This is a genomic window from Nonomuraea sp. CA-141351 (genome assembly GCF_050944675.1).
GTDB lineage: Bacteria > Actinomycetota > Actinomycetes > Streptosporangiales > Streptosporangiaceae > Nonomuraea.
Map to the genome: position 1 here is coordinate 7,388,097 of NZ_CP191982.1, position 17,749 is coordinate 7,405,845.

The following is a 17,749-nucleotide window of genomic DNA, read 5'->3' on the forward strand; positions in this document are numbered from 1 at the left end:
TTCGCGGGCGTCATTCTGTCGTGGTCTTGACCTAGAGTGCGGTGCATGACGTTGACCGAACCGGTGATCATCGGAGCTCTCTCCCCGTCCCGGGCAGGCGACTTCATGACATGTCCGCTGCTCTACCGCTTCCGGGTGATCGATCAGCTCCCCGAGAAGCCGTCGCAGGCGGCGGTGCGGGGCACGGTGGTGCACGCGGTCCTGGAGCGCCTCTACGACCTCCCGGCGCCGCGGCGTTCGGTCCAGGCGGCGCTGGAGCTGTTAGAGCCGCAGTGGCAGCGGCTGCTGGCCGAGGACTCCCAGTACGCGCAGATGTTCGCCGACGAGGCCGAGCAGGCCGAGTGGCTGACGCAGGCGCGCGGCATGCTGGAGCGCTACTTCACGCTGGAGGACCCGACGCGGCTCGAGCCCGCCGAGCGTGAGCTCTACGTCGAGGCGGTTCTCGACGGTGGGCTGATGCTGCGGGGCTACGTCGACCGGCTCGACGTGGCCCAGACCGGCGAGGTCCGGGTGGTCGACTACAAGACGGGCAGCGCGCCGGGGCCCGACTTCGAGGCCAAGGCGCTGTTCCAGATGAAGTTCTACGCGCTGGTGCTGTGGCGGCTGCGCGGCCAGGTGCCCCGGCTGCTGCAGCTGGTCTATCTGGGCGGGCAGGGCGAGGTGCTGCGGTACGCGCCGGACGAGGCCGACCTGCTGGCCACCGAGCGCAAGGTGATGGCGTTGTGGGCGGCGATCGAGCGTGCGCTGCAGTCGGGCGAGTGGCGGGCGCGCCGGAGCCGGCTGTGCGACTGGTGCGACCACCAGGCGCTGTGCCCGGAGTTCGGGGGCACCCCGCCCCCGGTCCCCGACCGCCGGCCCGGCGACACGGTGCGCAGCCACCGCCGCTCGGCCACCGACGAACTGTGACCCACGCCTGAGGTCCTGCGGCGAACCCGTCCTTGCCCTGTACGACGACGTCGCGGTCTGCGGCGAGACCGGCCCGCTGCCCACCCCGGCCGAGCCGCAGACCGGGCGCGGAGACGGGGTAGCGGACCTGGCCCGACTGATCCCTTATCGGCGGGCGCGAGCCGCACCTCGGGCTGGCCGTCTCCGGAGACAGGGAGGGCATTCCTGTCTCCCTCAGCGACCGCGCCCCGCGCGCGACGCCGGCAGGACGGGCGGCGCGGGCTGGACCGGCGGTGCGGGCTGCACGGGCGGTGTGGGCTGGCGACGCAAGCCGGGTGGCCAGCGCGGGCCGGCGGGGGCGGTAGCGCGGGCCGGCGGGGGCGGTAGCGCGGGCCGGCGGGGGCGGTGGCGAATGGGTGGTAATCCTCCCGAGGGAGGAGGTTACGGGCTCTCACCTGGCCCTACAGTGAAGCGGTGCGCATAGACCGGACCACGCTCCACGACTCGGTGTTCGCCGGGGTGGTGGCAGCGGCGTCGGTGGCGCTGTTCGTGCTCTACGGCCCCGAGCGGCTGCAGTCAGAGGGCCTGCCGGTCGACGGTATGCGGGCGCCCGACCCCCTCGGCGGGGTGCTGCTGGTGCTGGCGTGCGTTCCCGTGGCGGTGCGCAGGCGGTGGCCGCTGGCGGCCATGTGCGCGGCGCTGGTCCCGGAGACGTTGCTGACCGTGCTCGGCTACGGGACCGGCATGTCGGAGCTGGCCAGCCTGGTGCTGCTCTATACCGTGGCGTCCTATCGCGGGCTGGCGGTCGCGCTGGGCGGGCTGCTGATCTCGCTCGTGGCGTACGCGCTCGGCGTTCTGGCGGGACCGGTCAGGGCGGCGAGCTGGAGCGAGCACGTCGTGGTGGCCGTGGTGCTGGTGGCGGTGTGGGGCGCGGGCCGGAGTCTGCGGTTGCGCCGGGCGTACCTGGACGAGCTGAAGGACCGGGCGGAACGGCTGGAGCGGGCGCACGCCGCCGACACGAGGGCGGCCAGGGCCGAGGAGCGCTCCCGGATCGCCCGGGAGCTGCACGACGTGGTCGCCCACCACGTCAGCGTGATGACGGTGCAGGCCGCCGCGGCGCGCCGGGTGCTGGCCTCCGATCCGGAGCTGGCGCGAGAGGCGCTGTCGGCGATCGAGCACACGGGCCGGATGGCGATGACCGAGATGCGCAACATCGTCGGCGTGCTGCGTACCGACGCCCGAGCAGAGCTGGGCCCGCAGCCCGGCGTGCAGGACCTGCCCGCGCTGGTCGAGCAGATGCGCGAGGCCGGGCTGCCCACGCGGCTGCTGGTGGAGGGCGAGCCGCGGGCGCTGCCCGCCGGCGTCGACCTGGCCGCCTACCGGCTGGTCCAGGAGGGCCTGACGAACAGCCTGCGGCACGCAGGGCCCGGTGCGAAGGCCGTGGTGACCGTCCGTCATGACCCCCATGAGCTGGACGTACGGGTGGAGGACGACGGGCTGGGCGCGGCCGGGCTGTCCTCGCGGTCAGGGCACGGTTTGGTGGGAATTCGCGAACGGGTCGCGCTCTATGGTGGAATCCTGAGCATCGGTCCGCTACCGGGGGGCGGTTTCGAGGTGCGGGCGAGGTTCCCGTTGAAGGACGGCCAATGACGATCAGAGTGCTGCTGGTGGACGACCAGCCGCTGCTGCGCACGGGATTCCGCCTGATTCTGGAGGCCGAGCCCGACATCACGGTGGTAGGCCAGGCAGGCGACGGCAAGGACGCGATGGAGCAGACGCGCGCGCTGCTGCCCGACGTGGTCCTGATGGACATCCGCATGCCGGGGGTCGACGGCATCGAGGCGACCCGCAGGATCGTGCGGGAGGCGGCGCCCACGGCGCATGTGCCCAAGGTGCTGGTGCTGACGACGTTCGACCTGGACGAGTACATCGTGGAGGCGCTCCGCTCGGGGGCGTCCGGGTTCCTGCTGAAGGACGTGCCGCCGGACGAGCTGGTGCAGGCGATCCGGGTGGTGGCGGCCGGAGACGCGATCGTCGCGCCGAGCGTGACGCGGCGGCTGCTCGTCAGGTTCGCCACGCGGCTCCCGTCGGCGTATGAGCAGCCCGCTCCCGCGCGGCTCGACCGGCTGACCGAGCGGGAGCTGGAGGTGCTGCGGCTGATCGCCAAGGGCATGTCCAACGCCGAGATCGCGGCCAAGCTCGTGGTGAGTGAGACGACGGTCAAGACGCACGTCGGCAACGTGCTGACCAAGCTCGGGTTGCGGGACCGCGTACAGGCCGTGGTGCTGGCCTACGAGACGGGGCTGATCACCCCGGGCACCTACTCCTGACCTGAGGGCGGTTCGCACCGCCTCGGGCCTGCCTCCGCTGCGCACCGGTCACGGGTGCCGAGTTGCGCCGCACCACACCCCGGCGCGTTGACCTACCTCGCCGCCTCGGCTGCGCGCCGGACCGTCAGGCGCTGGCCGGCCACCACCGCGTGCGGCCCGAAGCCGGCCTGCACACGTGCGCACAGTGGCCAAGGTCGTCTGCGGCGCAAGGGCCACCGGCGCTGGGCCACGGCTCGCGGCCGTGCGGACCGAAGGCGGTGGCAGGCCGACCGCAGGGGCAGGGCCGCAGGCGGTGGTGGGCCGGAGGCGGGGTCAGGAGGCCTTGGCGGTGGCTTCCGAGACGTTCTCCGGGAAGTGGCAGGCGACGCGGTGTCCGCTGGCCAGCTCCTCCAACGGCGGCTCAACCTTCTTGCAGATCTCCTGCGCCTTCCAGCACCGCGTGTGGAAGCGGCACGCCGGCGGCGGGTTGAGCGGGCTGGGTACGTCGCCCGTCAGCCGGATGCGCTCGCGTTCCTTGCGCGCCTTCGGGTCGGGCACGGGCACGGCCGACAGCAGGGCGTTGGTGTACGGGTGCATCGGGGAGTTGTAGAGCCGCTTGCGGTCGGCGATCTCCACGATCTTGCCGAGGTACATGACGGCCACCCGGTCGCTGATGTGCCGCACCACCGACAGGTCGTGGGCGATCACGACGTAGGTGAGGTCCAGCTCGTTCTGCAGGTCCTCGAGCAGGTTGACGACCTGGGCCTGGATGGACACGTCGAGCGCGGAGACCGGCTCGTCGGCGATGATCAGCTTGGGCTTGAGCGCGAGCGTGCGGGCGATGCCGATGCGCTGCCGCTGGCCGCCGGAGAACTCGTGCGGGTAGCGGTTGTAGTGCTCGGGGTTGAGCCCGACCAGGGCGAGGATGTCCTGGACGGCCCGCTTGACGCCGTGCTCGGTCTGCACGCCCTGGATGCGGAACGGCGCGCCGACGATGGTGCCGACCGTGTGGCGCGGGTTGAGCGACGAGTACGGGTCCTGGAAGATCATCTGCATGTCGCGGCGGAGCGGCCTCAGCTTGCCCTGCCCCATGTGCGTGATGTCCCGCCCCTCGAAGACCACCTTGCCGGCGGTGGGCTCGAGGAGCCGGGTGACCAGGCGCCCAGTGGTGGACTTGCCGCAGCCGGACTCCCCCACCAGGCCGAGCGTCTCGCCCTTGAACACCTCGAAGCTGATCCCGTCGACGGCCTTGACGGCGCCGACCTGCCGCTTGAGCAGGCCCTTGGTGACGGGGAAGTGCTTCTCCATGTTCTGCACGGAAAGCAGCGGCTCGCCGCTCGCGGGACTCTTGATGGGCTCGGTCACTGGGTCTCCAGCAGTGGCTTGATCTCGTTCTCCCACAGCTCCCGCCGCTCCGTCCTGTCCATGTGGCAGCGCACCAGGTGGCCGCCCTCGGTCTCGAGCAGGCCGGGCACCTCGGTCTTGGCCTTGCCTCCGGTGCGCTCGGCGTACGGGCAACGGGGTGAGAAGGCGCAGCCCGGAGGCACGTTGATCAGGGACGGCGGGGAGCCCTTGATCGGCAGCAGCCGCTCGGTGGGCTCCCGGTCGAGCCGTGGCATCGATCCCAGTAGACCCCATGTGTAGGGGTGCTCGGGACGGTAGAAGATGTCGTCGGCGCTGCCGTACTCGATGCACTTGCCCGCGTACATGACCAGGATGTCGTCGGACAGTTCGGCGACCACGCCCAGGTCGTGGGTGATGATGATCAGCGCGGAGTTGAACTCGCGCTGCAGGTCGACCATGAGGTCGAGGATCTGGGCCTGGACGGTCACGTCGAGCGCGGTGGTCGGCTCGTCGGCGATGAGCAGCTCGGGGTCGCACGACAGCGCCATGGCGATCATGGCACGCTGGCGCATGCCGCCGGAGAACTCGTGCGGGTAGGAGTCGACGCGGCGCTGCGGCTCGGGGATGCCGACCCGGCCGAGCATGTCGATGGCGTGCTTCTTGGCCACGGCCTTGGAGACCTTGTGGTGGATGCGGTACGCCTCGATGATCTGGTCGCCGACCGTGTAGAAGGGGTGCATCGACGACAGCGGGTCCTGGAAGATCATCGACATCTTCTTGCCGCGCAGCCCGCGCACGTGCTCTTGGGAAGCGCCGACGAGCTCCTCGCCGTCGAGCCAGATCTCCCCGGAGACGTTGGCGCCCTTGCCCTTGTGCAGGCCGAGGATGCCGAGGCTGGTGACCGACTTGCCGGAGCCGGACTCGCCGACGATGCCGAGCGTCTTGCCCCGCTCGAGGCTGAACGTCAGCCCGTCGACGGACTTGACCAGGCCGTCGTCCGTCGGAAAGTGGATCTTGAGGTCTTTGACCTCGAGAAACGAACTCACGTCAGCCTCACCCTCGGGTCCACGACCGCGTAGAGCAGGTCGACGATCAAGTTGGCCAGGATGATGAAGGCCGCCGCGACCAGGGTGACGCCCATCACCTGGGGAAGGTCGTTGCGCTCGATGGCGTCTCTGGCGTACTTGCCGATGCCGGGCAACGAGAACGTGCTCTCGGTCAGCACCGCGCCGCCGAGCAACAGGCCCAGGTCCAGGCCGAACATGGTCAGCACCGGGGTGAGCGTGGCTCTCAGCCCGTGTTTCAGCACCACGGCCCGCTCGGGCAGGCCCTTGGCTCTGGCCGTGCGTATGTAGTCCTCGGACATGGTCTCGAGCATGCCCGCCCTGGTGAGCCGGGCGTACCCGGCGGCGTACAGGAAGGCGAGCGTGATCCAGGGCAGCATCAGGTTGCTGGCCCAGGTGAGCGGGTCCTCGCTGAACGGGACCCAGTCGGCGACGTCGCCGACGAGACCGAGCTGGTCGCGGAAGATGGCCAGCGACACGATGCCGGTGAAGAAGATCGGCAGAGACACGCCGGCCAGGGCGACGCCCATGGAGAGGCGGTCGAAGAAGCTGCCGCGCCGCAGCGCGGAGACCACGCCGGTGGCCACGCCGAAGACCACCCACACCACGGCCGCGCCGAGCGCCAGCGACAGCGTGATCGGTATGCGGTCGAGCAGGTCGGGCAGGACCGGGTTCTGCGTGACGTACGAGTAGCCGAGGCAGGGCGCCGGGCACAGCTCGACCCCGGGGCCGTAGTTGCGCTCCACGCCGACGAAGATGCCCTTAACGAACCGCCCGTACTGGACGACAAGCGGGTCGTAGAACCCCAGCCGGACCGCCGTCTCGTGGATGACCTGGTCGTTGGCGGCCTTGCCCACGTACCGGGAGGCGAGGTTGTCAGCGGACATCCCAGCGAGCCGAGGCACGAGGAAGAAGATGGCGAACGTCGCGATGCTCACCACGAAGAGCAGCATGACGGCCGCTATCAACCGTCTGAGAATGTATGTGAACACTGATCTCGGCCGTGGCGGCCGGGCCTCGTGAGCCCGGCCGCCGGAGCCTTCACCTGCTTTCGACGTACGTGTCCGGCGGGGTCACCTGACCTGTTACTGAGTGCCCAGCGTGAGGTACTCGTACATGCCCCAGTTCTGGCTGACGAAGACGTTCTTCAGCGTCGGCGGCCGGTAGAACAGGCCGTGCGCCCAGACGTAGGGCAGGATGAACGCCGAGTCCATGACCTGCTTGTCGACCTCGGCCCAGATGGCGTTGCGCTTGGCGGCGTCGGTCTCCGCGGCCGCCTGGTCGATGAGCGTGTCGATCTTCGGGTCCTTCACGCTCAGGTTGGTGTTGCCGGCGTCGCGGATGACGCGGCTGTCGACGATCTGCTGGAAGAAGCCGAAGCCCTCGGGGTAGTCGGCGCCCCAGCCGTAGACCATGAGGCCGAGGTTGTTCTTCTTGGCGAAGTCGGGCTTGCCGGCGTACAGCTTGAAGTAGTCGCCCTGCGGGTAGCCCTTGATGTCCAGCTTGATGCCGACGCGGCCGAGCGACTGCTGCAGCGACTCGGCGGTCAGCTTCTCGGCGGCACGCTCGTTGCGGTAGGAGATGGTGGTGCTGAAGCCGTTGGGCTGGCCGCAGGCCGCCAGTTCCTCCTTGGCCTTGGCGACGTCGCCGGTCGGGTTGGCCTCGACGCCGTACGGGTCGATCTTCTGGTAACCGGTCATCTTCGACGGCATGAGGCTGAGCGCGATGTCGCCACCGGCGTCGGGGCCGCCGTAGGCGCCCTGGAGCGCGGAGCGGTCGGCCGCGTACATCACGGCCTTGCGGCAGTGGATGTTGTCGAACGGCTTGACGTCACCGTTGATGTTGGTGAACCAGGTCCGGTCGATCGGGGCCGAGTCGGCGTACTGCTTGACCTTGGGGTCGGTCAGGACCGTCTTGCGGGCGTTGGCCGCGACACCGGTGCTGTTGATCTTGATGTCGATCTTGCCGGACAGCAGTCGCTGGTCGAGGTCGTCCTCGTTCTGGCCGAGCAGCACCTCGATGGAGTCGTTGAGCTGCTTGCGGTTGGGGTCGGTGGCCGGGTCCCAGTTGGGGTTCTTGACGAGCTCGATGCGCTTGGTGAGCTCGTGCGCCTTGAACATGTAGGGGCCGGTCGAGACCGGGTGCTCCTTGTACTTCGAGCCGGTGTCCTTGGCTTCGGGCACGGGAGCCGTCTGCGGGAGCATGGCGAAGTAGTCGAAACCGCCGTAGGCCTTCTTCAGGTGGAAGACGATGGTGTAGTCGTCAGGCGTCTCGATGGCCTTGAAGTCGTCGAGCTTGCCCTTCATCTTGTACGGGCCGGTGTAGCCCTGCAGGTCGAGCCAGTCGTTGAAGTAGGTCGGGCCGCTGGGCAGGATGTCCTTGTCCAGGGAGCGGGCCACGCCGTACTTGACGTCCTTCGAGGTGACGGGGGTGCCGTCCTCGAACTTGATGCCCTTGCGCAGCTTGTACGTCCACGTCTTGCCGCCGTCGCTGGGCTTGCCGAGGTCCTCGGCCAGGTCACCGACCAGCTGCAGACCCTCCTCGCCCGGCACCGGCTTGAACATGGTCAGCGCGCGCGTGTAAAAGCGGGAGAAATTCCAGGCGTAGCCGTAGTACTGGTCGCCCGGGTCGACCGAGTCGAAGTCGCCCGGCATGCCCATGTGGAGGGTGCCGCCGGTCTTCTCCGACGGGTTGACGACCTGCGTGACGCCCGCGTTGTACTGGCTGGCGGGCTTGTCGTCACTTCCGGTGCCACCGGTGCTCTTGCCGCCGCCACCGCCACACGCGGAGACGACCACGGCGAGAGCGGCGGTCATCGCCACTGCCGACGCCTTTGATCTTATCTTCATCGACCTGACACACCCCTTGTATCTAGGAGTTGAGAACTTGCTGAAAACTCACGAGGGCTATCGGGCCTTGGGGTCGAAGGCGTCCCTGAGGCCGTCACCGAGCAGGTTGAACGCCAGCACGGTGATGAAGATCGCGAGACCGGGGAAGATCATGAAATTGGGCGCCACCTGGTAGTTGTGGACGGCGTCCGACAGCATGCCTCCCCACGTGGGAGTCGGCGGCCGTACGCCCACGCCGAGGAAGGACAGCGCGGCCTCGAACAGGATGTTCGAGGGGATCAGCAGCGTCGAATAGACGAGGATCGGCGCCAGGAGGTTGGGCAGGATCTCCTTGAACAGGATGGTGTGGTTGCGCGCGCCCAGGCTCCTGGACGCGTCGACGAACTCCCGTTCTCGAAGAGAAAGCGTCTGACCTCGGATGATACGTCCGATATAGGGCCAGTTGAAAAACCCGATGATGAACACCAGCAGGCTGATCCTGAGCGTGTCGCCCGACAGGCCGAACGCCGTGTCGGGGATGACGCCGGCCAGCGCCAGCGCGAACACCAGCAGCGGGAACGCCAGGAAGATGTCCATGAGCCGGCTGATGATGGTGTCGACCCAGCCGCCGAAGAAGCCGGCGATCATCCCGAGGACGGTGCCGAGAAAGACGCACAGCAGGGTCGCGAAGAACGCGATCAGCAGCGAGATGCGGGCCCCGTACAGGACGCGGCTGAACAGGTCGCGGCCCGAGTCCGGCTCCACGCCGAACAGGAAGTCACTGCTGATGCCCCCGAAGGTGCCCAGCGGCGCTCCGATGGAGGGGTCGAGCTTCTCCCGGTGCCACTCGGCCGGCGGGTGCCCGAACCACGACACCAGCAGTGGAGCGAAGATCGCGACGAGGATGAGCAGCAGGATGACGATGCCGCCGATCATCGCGACGCGGTCGCGCCTGAGGCGCATCCAGGCGATCTGCCCCAGGGAACGGCCCCGGATGACTGAAGCCTCCGCCCCCTCAAGAACGGTCTCCGGTCCGGCTTCGACGGCCGAGCCCGGAACATCGAGCGGTGCGGTCATGCCAGTAAGCCCCCTGGATTCCAGACGACGTCGTCCGTGTCGGCGCGGTCCCGGTCAGGGTAGTGCGCCCATGCTTGCATGGACCGCGTGTCGCGGCCCCAGGAGGCAGAATCTATGGCCTGAGCTGCTGTGACTAGTCCCTCTGTGCCCTATGTGGCTCAACTGTGATTGACGCGAAACTCATTCGTATCGATCTTGAGAGGAATGTCTACGAGCCGTCCCGGTTGCGTCTCAGAACTGTGACAGAGTCGGGTTTCGCCGTGAATTCAGCTGATGCCGCGGCGTTTGAGCAGGGCTTCGATGTCGGAGAAGTCGTCGTCGCTCTTCGGCTTCTGCGGAGCGGCGACGGCCGGCCGCTGAGGTTTTGTGCCTGTTTTGTTCGCTGAAGGCGGAATTTCGGGGGCCTCTCCGGAGGTTTTCTTTCGTCCGCTCGAAAGCTTCCTGCCGCGTATGACGCCCGACACCACGAACAGCACCACGGACAGCCCCGTCACGGCGATCCCCGCCCACACCAGCGGATTGAGCACCACCCCGGTGATGAAACCGACGGCGGTCGCGCCGATGGTCCACAGCGCCTGCAGCGCCCCCGTCAGGTAGGCCGCCACCGGCAGCAACGCCCACGCGGCCATCCGCATGCCGGCGGCCGCTCCCCTGCGCCTGAAGGCCAGGAAGCTGAGCACCAGCCCCACCGCGGTCACTCCTGCGCACAGCGGCAACCACGCGATCTGTTCGAACATCACGCCGCCCCTCGTATCGACTACATCTCCATCCTGGCACGCGAAACGCCGCCCGCCCCTCCTCCGCGAGGACCACTTGCCCCCTAGGGGTCGTGATCATCGCCCAGCCCGCGCGCACCCCCGAGGACCGGTCCCGTGCGCAGCCCCGCGACTTGCCTCCGTCCGCTTCCGGCGCCCGGCGGTACGGCGTCCCGCTCGAGCTCGAACGCGGCAAGGAGACGGATGGGTGTGGAACGGACGTGGAGAGGGCGCATGGACGCGGTGAGGCGCGGCGCAGAGGCGACGAACTGCGCGTGGAGGCTCCTTGGGCCCGCCCGCGGCTCGGGGACGCGTGCTTCCTCCGGCGGCGCTCGTGTGCCGCGGCCGACGGACGGCGCGCTGGGCGGCCGGGTGCGGGCCGGGTGAGCGCAGACGGCGGGGCGGGCGACCACCACGCCGGAGCGGGCACGGTGGTGGGGCGGGCGACATGCTGTGGCCGCCGGTGACCAGCACATCGCAGCGGGCACGGTGGAGGGGTCGGCGACCAGCACACGCGGGACGGTCGCGATGGTGGACCGGCGAACGGCAGGCGAGGGCGGCGTGTGGGTCCGCTTCGCCGGGACCGTGGCCGGCGCGACCGTGGCCGGCGGGGGCTCAGACCGTGATGAGGGCGCGTAGGTCGGCGACGCCGAGAAGCTCCAGCGACGGGACCACCAGGCGGCCGGGCGCGGGGTCGACGGCCAGCAGGCTCGGGACCGCCACCACCGCGCAGCCCGCGGCCGTGGCGGCCGCGACGCCGTTGGGTGAGTCCTCCAGGACCACGCACCGCACCGGCTCCACCCCCAGCAGCCGCGCGGCCGTCAGGTAAGGCTCCGGGTCGGGCTTGGTGCGCGCCACGTCGTCGGCCGTGACCACCACGTCGAACCGGTCGCGCCCCACGCCTTTGAGCACCGCGTCCGCGATCTCCTTCAGCGACGAGGTGACCAGCCCCACCGGCACGTTCTCGGCCCGCAGCGCGTCGAGCAGCTCGGAGGCCCCGGGCATGACGTGGACGCCCGCCGACAGCCGCCGCACCATCCCGCCGGTCATCCACTCGCGTACGGTCTCGGCGGGCACGTCGGACCCCGACACGGCCAGCATGTAGTCGACCGTGCGCTCCATCGACCCGCCCACCAGGTGGGCCTGGTGGGCGGGCGTCCACTGGGCGCCGAGCCTGGCCATCACGTCTGTCTCGATCTCCAGCCAGACGCGTTCGCTGTCGACCAGCAGTCCGTCCATGTCGAAGAAGACCGCTTCCACAACCTGCCCCCCGATCAGTAGTGCGTGCCCGTCTGCCGGCGAACGGCGGGCCGCCTTGGCGCCGGGCACCCGCCGTTCTCCCCGCCCGCCGAGGAACGGCGGGCGACCGGCCACGGTCAGACGTTGAAGTATTTCGCCTCGGGATGGTGGGCGACCAGCGCCGATGTGGCCTGCTCGGGGTGGAGCTGGAACTCCTCCGACAGCGTCACCCCGATGCGCTCGGGGGCGAGCAGCTCGAACAGCTGCTTCTGGTCCTCGAGGTTGGGGCAGGCGGGATAGCCGAACGAGTAGCGGCAGCCCTGGATGTTGACCTTGAGCATGTCGTCGAGCGACTCCTCGCCGCCGATCCCCCACTCCGAGCGCATCCTGGCGTGCCAGTATTCGGCCAGCGCCTCGGTGAGCTGCACCGACAGGCCGTGCAGCTCGAGGTAGTCGCGGTAGGCGTCCTTGGCGAACAGCTCGGCCGTGGCCTCGGCGATCTTCGACCCCATGGTGACCACCTGGAAGCCGACCACGTCGACCTCGCCGGAGTCCTTGGCGCGGAAGAAGTCGGACAGGCACAGGTGGCGGTCGCGGCGCTGGCGCGGGAACGTGAAGCGGGTGCGCTCACCGCCGTCGTCGTCGAGGATGATCAGCGAGTCGCCCTCGGAGACGCACGGGAAGTGGCCGTAGACGACGGCCGCCTCCAGCAGGCCCTCGGTCTGGATGCGGTCGAGCCACATGCGCAGCCGCGGCCGCCCCTCGGTCTCGACCAGCTCGTCGTAGTCGGGCCCGGAGCCGCCCCTGGTGGGCTTGAGCCCCCACTGGCCGAGGAACAGGGCCCGCTCGTCGAGGAAGGCCGAGTATTCGGCCAGCGAGATGCCCTTGACCACGCGGTCGCCGGAGAAGGGCACCTTGGGCAAGGGGTTGTCGGCGGCCACGTCGGAGCGTGCGGGCAGCTCCTCGACGGGGGTGCGCTGCAGCACCGCGCCGGTCTTGACGCGCCGCTCGCGCAGCGGCGGCAGCGTCGCGCCTGCGACGCCGCGCTTGACGGCCATGAACGCGTCCATCAGCCGCAGCCCCTCGAACGCGTCGCGCGCGTAGCGCACCTCGCCCGAGAACAGCTCGGCCAGGTCCTGCTCGACGTAGGCGCGGGTCAGCGCGGCCCCGCCGAGGAGCACGGGGTATTTCTCCGACAGGCCCCTGGAGTTCATCTCCTCCAGGTTCTCCTTCATGATGACCGTCGACTTCACCAGCAGCCCCGACATGCCGATGACGTCGGCCTTCTGCTCGTCGGCGGCCTCCAGGATGGCCGAGACCGGCTGCTTGATGCCGAGGTTGACCACTTGGTAGCCGTTGTTGGACAGGATGATGTCGACGAGGTTCTTGCCGATGTCGTGGACGTCGCCCTTGACGGTGGCCAGGACGATGCGGCCCTTCGTCTCGCCCTCGACGCGGTCCATGTGGGGCTCGAGGTGGGCGACCGCGGCCTTCATCACCTCGGCCGACTGCAGCACGAACGGCAGCTGCATCTGCCCCGACCCGAACAGCTCGCCCACGGTCTTCATGCCGTCGAGCAGGACGTCGTTGATGATCTCCAGGGCCGGACGCTGGTCCAGCCCGGTGTCGAGGTCGGCCTCCAGGCCCTTGCGCTCGCCGTCGATGATGCGCCGCTTGAGCCGCTCCCACAGCGGCAGCTTGGCCAGCTCCTCGGCCTTGCCCTCGCGCATGGCGGCCGCGTCGACGCCTTCGAACAGCTCCATGAACCGCTGCAGCGGGTCGTAGCCCTCGCGGCGCCGGTCGTAGACCATGTCGAGCGCGACCTGGCGCTGCTCGTCGGGGATGCGGGCCATCGGCAGGATCTTGGAGGCGTGCACGATGGCGGAGTCGAGCCCGGCGTTGACGCACTCGTTGAGGAACACCGAGTTGAGCACCATGCGGGCGGCCGGGTTGAGGCCGAAGCTGATGTTGGACAGGCCGAGCGTGGTCTGCACGCCCGGGTAGCGGCGCTTGAGCTCGCGGATGGCCTCGATGGTCTCCAGGCCGTCGCGCCTGGTCTCCTCCTGGCCGGTGGCGATGGGGAAGGTCAGGCAGTCGACGATGATGTCCTCGACCCGCATGCCCCAGTTGGCGGTCAGGTCCTCGATGAGGCGCGTGGCCACGCGTACCTTCCAGTCGGCGGTGCGGGCCTGGCCCTCCTCGTCGATGGTCAGCGCGACCACGGCCGAGCCGTGCTCGCTCACGAGCCGCATGATCTTCTGGAAGCGGGAGTCGGGGCCGTCGCCGTCCTCGTAGTTGACGGAGTTGACCGCGGCGCGGCCGCCGAGCATCTCCAGCCCGGCCTGCAGCACCGCGGGCTCGGTCGAGTCGAGCATGATCGGCAGCGTGGACGCGGTGGCGAACCGGAACGCCAGCTCCTTCATGTCGGCCACCCCGTCGCGGCCGACGTAGTCGACGCACAGGTCGAGCAGGTGGGCGCCGTCGCGGGCCTGCTCACGGGCCGTCTCGACGCAGTCGTCCCAGCGGCCCTCCAGCATGGCCTCGCGGAAGGCCTTGGAGCCGTTGGTGTTGCAGCGCTCGCCGATGGCCAGGTAGGAGGTGTCCTGCCGGAACGGCACCGTCTGGTAGAGCGAGGAGGCGCCCGGCTCGGGGTGCGGGCGGCGCGGCGTGACCTGCTTGCCGCGGACCCGCTCGACGACCTGGCGCAGGTGCTCGGGCGTGGTGCCGCAGCAGCCGCCGACCAGCGACAGGCCGTAGTCGCGGCTGAACGTGCCGTGCGCGTCGGCCAGCTCCTGGGGGGACAGCGGATAGTACGCGCCGTCGGCCGTCAGCACCGGCAGGCCGGCGTTGGGCATGCAGGACAGCTTGAGCCGCGAGTGGCGGGCGAGGTAGCGCAGGTGCTCGCTCATCTCGGCCGGGCCGGTCGCGCAGTTGAGGCCCACGATGTCGACGCCGAGCGGCTCGATCGCGGTCAGCGCGGCGCCGATCTCGGAACCGAGGAGCATGGCGCCGTTGGTCTCGATGGTCACCTGCGCGATGATCGGGATGTCGCGCCCGGAGTCTCCGATGGCCCGCTTGGCGCCGATGACGGCGGCCTTGACCTGGAGCAGGTCCTGGCAGGTCTCGATGATCAGCGCGTCGGCGCCGCCCGCGATCAGGCCCGCCGCGTTGTCGCGGTAGGCGTCGCGCAGGCTCGCGTACGGCAGGTGGCCGAGCGTGGGGAGCTTGGTGCCGGGGCCCATGGAGCCGAGGACGAAGCGCGGCTGGTCGGGCGTGGACCAGTGGTCGGCGGCCTCACGGGCGATCCTGGCGCCGGCCTCGGAGTATTCGAAGACGCGGTCGGAGATGTCGTACTCGCCGAGCGCGGCGAGGTTGGCGCCGAACGTGTTGGTCTCGACGCAGTCGACGCCGACGGCGAAATAGGCGTCATGGACGCCGCGCACGATGTCGGGCCTGGTGACGTTGAGCACCTCGTTGCAGCCCTCGTGACCGTGGAAGTCGTCGAGCGTCGGGTCCTGGGCTTGGAGCATCGTTCCCATCGCGCCGTCGGCCACGATGACACGCTGGGACAACACTTCCCGGAAGGACGAGGAGATGCTCATGGGGTAGAGCTTATCGGGTGCGCCTCGAGCGCCACTCGCGCGTGGCTCGCACACCCGTTCGCGCACGGCCCCTGTACGCGACGATACCGGGTTGCCGGCGCCCCGTGGATCGCATGCGGAGGTTCCGCCCGGTCACGGGCATTCCGGGACCGCGGCGGACGTTTCTGGACCGCGCGGCGGACGTGCCGGGGCCAAGTGGCGTGCGCTCTTCGAGGGACCCCGGAGGGCGTTCACGCGGACACGGGGCGCTATCGTACTGACCGTCAATTGACATCGCGTCCAATTGGGGGCTCCCATGGGCTACCGCACCGTCGTCGTCGGCACCGACGGCTCGGCCTCCTCCTTCCGCGCCGTCTCCGCGGCGGCATCCCTGGCCGCGGCGACCGGCGCCACCCTCGTACTGGCCTGCGCGTATCTGCCCATGCGGGAGAGCGAGCGCGCCGCGGCCGCCGACCGGCTGGGCGACCTCGCGTACAAGGTGAGCGGGTCCACCCCCGCGGACGACGCCCTGCGTGCGGCGCGCCGGCATGCCGTGGCGGCGGGCGCCTCGGACGTCGTGCTGGCGGCCGAGCAGGGGGACGCCGTGGACGTGCTCGTCTCGCTGGCCGCCAGGCACCGCGCCGACCTGCTCGTGGTGGGCAACCGCGGGCTCAACAGCCTGGCGGGGCGGCTGCTCGGGTCCGTGCCGTCCGCCGTCTCCCACCGCGCCGCCTGCGACGTGCTGATCGTCCACACCACGGACGGCGGGCGCTGACGACCCCTGCGTGGCCCCTCTTTGATGAGGCTCGCGCGCGCACGCGCGCGAGGCAGGTGCGGGCGGCCGCACAGCGCACAGAAGGAAGGCGCGAGGACACCTGTACGCGGCTCGCCTGTCCCGTGTGTGCCGCGGCCTTCGCCGGGGGACGAAGCCGGTCACGAGAAGGCGCCGTTCACGCGTGCGCCGGAGAGACGAGGCCCGGGTTCGCATGGAGATCGGTGACGCTGACCGCCCCCGACCGCATAGGCTTAGCGAGACGATGAAGAGAGGAGGCGACACGTGATAGAGCTCGAAGGGCTCCCTGAGCTCGTTGACCCGGTGCTCATAGCCGCGTTCGAGGGGTGGAATGACGCGGGCGAGGCTTCAAGCGGTGTGATCGCCCATCTCGAGTCGGCTTGGAAGGCCGAGCCGCTGATCGCGCTCGACCCCGACGACTACTACGACTTCCAGGTGACCCGGCCCGTGGTGGAGATGGGCGACGGGCTGACGCGGTCGATCGTGTGGCCCACGACGCGCCTGCTGCGCGCCCGCCCGCCCGGCCTGGAGCGCGACGTCGTGCTGCTGCGCGGCATCGAGCCCAACATGCGCTGGCGCTCGTTCTGCGCCGACATCATCGAGATCTGCCGCGAGCTGGGCGTAGAGCTGGCCGTGATGCTGGGCGCGCTGCTCAACGACTCGCCGCACACCCGGCCGGTGCCCATCCTCGGGGGTGCGACGGACATGGCGCTGGCACGCTCGACGAACCTCGAGCTGAGCCGCTACGAGGGCCCGACGGGGATCGTCGGGGTGCTGCAGCACGCGTTCGGCGAGGCGGGGCTCGATGCCATCTCGCTGTGGGCGTCGGTGCCGCACTACGTGGCCCAGCCGCCCAACCCCAAGGCGACGCTCGCGCTGCTGCGCCGCATGGAGGACGTGCTGGAGATCCCGATGCCCCTGGGCGACCTCGACGAGGAGGCCCGCGCGTGGGAGCGCGGCGTCGACGAGCTGGCCTCCCAGGACAGTGAGGTGGCCGAGTACGTCAAGGAGCTGGAGGAGCGCAAGGACGCCGCCGAGCTGCCCGAGGCCAGCGGTGACGCGATCGCGGCCGAGTTCGAGCGCTACCTGAGGCGCAGGGACCGGGACACTGACAGCTAACGCTCAGAGATAAAATCCGCCATTTTTTCGCGATTTCGAGTAATAATCGGGCCTACAAGTTTCGCCCCAAGTTGGGATCCCAGATTCACGACTGACAAGTCCTGAAAACCTCGGCTTCGCGCCGTGATGCCTATCCAACTCACCGCGCACGTTAGGCACGCCATGGCGACTTCCCACGTCGACCCGTACCAAAGAAGTCAGGACACCAGGCGCCGCGTCCTCGAGATGGCCGTCTCCCTGCGGGAGGACCGTACCGGCGGCTCCGTGGACTACTTCCTCGCGCTGCTGCAGGACCGGCTCCCGCTCTGGCTGAGCATTCTCCACGATCTTTCTCATCGCATCGGGAAAGGGTGCGTGGCGGACAATCTCCTCCCCGTTGCCCGAGCAGGTATCGAGTACTACATCGACGTACAGAGCGCGGCGCTGCCCGCTTTCACCTCACCCACCGTGACGGTCCGCTTCCGCGAGGCCGTCCGGGACACGGGCCTGGGGCCGCACACCGAAACGGCGCCGCTGGCCGCGTACCTGGCGGCCGAGCAGGAGCTGGGCCGGGTGGGCCCTGACGTGGACCCGGAGGCGAGCGCGCGGCTGCTGATCGCGGGCTGCTTCCACCGGGCCTACATCGAGATGTTCATCGGCGGCGACGCGGGCCCGTCCCTCGACGCCAGCGCCGAGGAGATCGTCCGCGAGTTGCGCCTGGAGCCCGTCCCCGCCTGAGCCCCGCCCTGGCCGCCGCCAAGGCATCCGACCGGGGC

At 69.7% G+C, this 17,749-nt stretch carries 14 protein-coding genes; 6 read left to right on the forward strand and 8 right to left on the reverse strand.

Annotated features, from left to right (window positions below):
- Nucleotides 1-45: 45 nt before the first annotated feature.
- The 3 genes from ACQPWU_RS34910 to ACQPWU_RS34920 all read left to right on the forward strand — a co-directional run bounded on the left by ACQPWU_RS34910 (nt 46) and on the right by ACQPWU_RS34920 (nt 3,215).
- Nucleotides 46-906, forward strand: coding sequence for a RecB family exonuclease (locus tag ACQPWU_RS34910; RefSeq protein WP_433429480.1), 861 nt, complete (start codon nt 46-48; stop codon nt 904-906).
- 453 nt (nt 907-1,359) lie between these two features.
- Nucleotides 1,360-2,535, forward strand: coding sequence for a sensor histidine kinase (locus ACQPWU_RS34915; RefSeq protein WP_433429482.1), 1,176 nt, complete (start codon nt 1,360-1,362; stop codon nt 2,533-2,535).
- Nucleotides 2,532-3,215: a response regulator gene (locus ACQPWU_RS34920; RefSeq protein ID WP_433429483.1), complete on the forward strand. Its 684-nt coding sequence runs from the start codon at nt 2,532-2,534 to the stop codon at nt 3,213-3,215. The genes ACQPWU_RS34915 and ACQPWU_RS34920 overlap by 4 nt, the downstream gene beginning before the upstream one ends.
- Before the next feature lie 312 nt (nt 3,216-3,527).
- Here the strand turns inward: ACQPWU_RS34920 and ACQPWU_RS34925 are convergent, their stop codons facing one another.
- The 8 genes from ACQPWU_RS34925 to metH form a co-directional block, all read right to left on the reverse strand.
- A complete protein-coding gene (locus ACQPWU_RS34925) occupies nt 3,528-4,502 on the reverse strand; it encodes an ABC transporter ATP-binding protein (protein ID WP_433445361.1) in 975 nt (324 codons plus the stop codon).
- A gap of 53 nt (nt 4,503-4,555) precedes the next feature.
- On the reverse strand, nt 4,556-5,584 hold the full coding sequence (locus ACQPWU_RS34930) for an ABC transporter ATP-binding protein (protein WP_433429484.1): 1,029 nt from the start codon (nt 5,582-5,584) through the stop codon (nt 4,556-4,558).
- Nucleotides 5,581-6,594, reverse strand: coding sequence for an ABC transporter permease (locus ACQPWU_RS34935; RefSeq protein WP_433429486.1), 1,014 nt, complete (start codon nt 6,592-6,594; stop codon nt 5,581-5,583). The genes ACQPWU_RS34930 and ACQPWU_RS34935 overlap by 4 nt, the downstream gene beginning before the upstream one ends.
- Nucleotides 6,595-6,687: 93 nt before the next feature.
- Nucleotides 6,688-8,451: an ABC transporter substrate-binding protein gene (locus ACQPWU_RS34940; protein WP_433429487.1), complete on the reverse strand. Its 1,764-nt coding sequence runs from the start codon at nt 8,449-8,451 to the stop codon at nt 6,688-6,690.
- Nucleotides 8,452-8,508: 57 nt separating this feature from the next.
- The gene (locus ACQPWU_RS34945) at nt 8,509-9,507 is read right to left on the reverse strand and encodes an ABC transporter permease (protein WP_433429489.1); all 999 of its coding nucleotides are present in this window, start codon (nt 9,505-9,507) and stop codon (nt 8,509-8,511) included.
- Nucleotides 9,508-9,773: 266 nt separating this feature from the next.
- Nucleotides 9,774-10,196 carry a cellulose synthase gene (locus ACQPWU_RS34950; RefSeq protein ID WP_433429491.1) on the reverse strand — a complete coding sequence of 141 codons (423 nt, stop codon included), beginning with the start codon at nt 10,194-10,196 and terminating at the stop codon, nt 9,774-9,776.
- A 681-nt stretch (nt 10,197-10,877) separates the two neighbouring features.
- Nucleotides 10,878-11,636 (reverse strand): HAD family hydrolase, encoded by a 759-nt coding sequence (locus ACQPWU_RS34955; protein WP_433429493.1) that lies wholly within the window; start codon nt 11,634-11,636, stop codon nt 10,878-10,880.
- Between the two features lie 2 nt (nt 11,637-11,638).
- Nucleotides 11,639-15,103: a methionine synthase gene (gene metH, locus ACQPWU_RS34960; protein WP_433429494.1), complete on the reverse strand. Its 3,465-nt coding sequence runs from the start codon at nt 15,101-15,103 to the stop codon at nt 11,639-11,641.
- 295 nt (nt 15,104-15,398) lie between these two features.
- Between metH and ACQPWU_RS34965 the strand changes: the two genes are divergently transcribed.
- The 3 genes from ACQPWU_RS34965 to ACQPWU_RS34975 all read left to right on the forward strand — a co-directional run bounded on the left by ACQPWU_RS34965 (nt 15,399) and on the right by ACQPWU_RS34975 (nt 17,711).
- On the forward strand, nt 15,399-15,857 hold the full coding sequence (locus ACQPWU_RS34965) for a universal stress protein (RefSeq protein WP_433429496.1): 459 nt from the start codon (nt 15,399-15,401) through the stop codon (nt 15,855-15,857).
- A 282-nt stretch (nt 15,858-16,139) separates the two neighbouring features.
- A complete protein-coding gene (locus ACQPWU_RS34970) occupies nt 16,140-16,994 on the forward strand; it encodes a PAC2 family protein (RefSeq protein WP_433429498.1) in 855 nt (284 codons plus the stop codon).
- Nucleotides 16,995-17,156: 162 nt separating this feature from the next.
- Nucleotides 17,157-17,711, forward strand: a complete 555-nt coding sequence (locus ACQPWU_RS34975) for a hypothetical protein (RefSeq protein WP_433429500.1) — start codon at nt 17,157-17,159, stop codon at nt 17,709-17,711.
- Nucleotides 17,712-17,749 lie beyond the last annotated feature (38 nt).

Bases quoted from the DNA above. Each gene is read 5' to 3' on its own strand.
- ACQPWU_RS34910 (WP_433429480.1), top strand. From the start codon at position 46: ATGACGTTGACCGAACCGGTGATCATCGGAGCTCTCTCCCCGTCCCGG.
- ACQPWU_RS34920 (WP_433429483.1), top strand. From the start codon at position 2,532: ATGACGATCAGAGTGCTGCTGGTGGACGACCAGCCGCTGCTGCGCACG.
- ACQPWU_RS34925 (WP_433445361.1), bottom strand. From the start codon at position 4,502: ATGGAGAAGCACTTCCCCGTCACCAAGGGCCTGCTCAAGCGGCAGGTC.
- ACQPWU_RS34940 (WP_433429487.1), bottom strand. From the start codon at position 8,451: ATGAAGATAAGATCAAAGGCGTCGGCAGTGGCGATGACCGCCGCTCTC.
- ACQPWU_RS34945 (WP_433429489.1), bottom strand. From the start codon at position 9,507: ATGACCGCACCGCTCGATGTTCCGGGCTCGGCCGTCGAAGCCGGACCG.
- metH (WP_433429494.1), bottom strand. From the start codon at position 15,103: ATGAGCATCTCCTCGTCCTTCCGGGAAGTGTTGTCCCAGCGTGTCATC.
- ACQPWU_RS34965 (WP_433429496.1), top strand. From the start codon at position 15,399: ATGGGCTACCGCACCGTCGTCGTCGGCACCGACGGCTCGGCCTCCTCC.
- ACQPWU_RS34975 (WP_433429500.1), top strand. From the start codon at position 17,157: ATGGCGACTTCCCACGTCGACCCGTACCAAAGAAGTCAGGACACCAGG.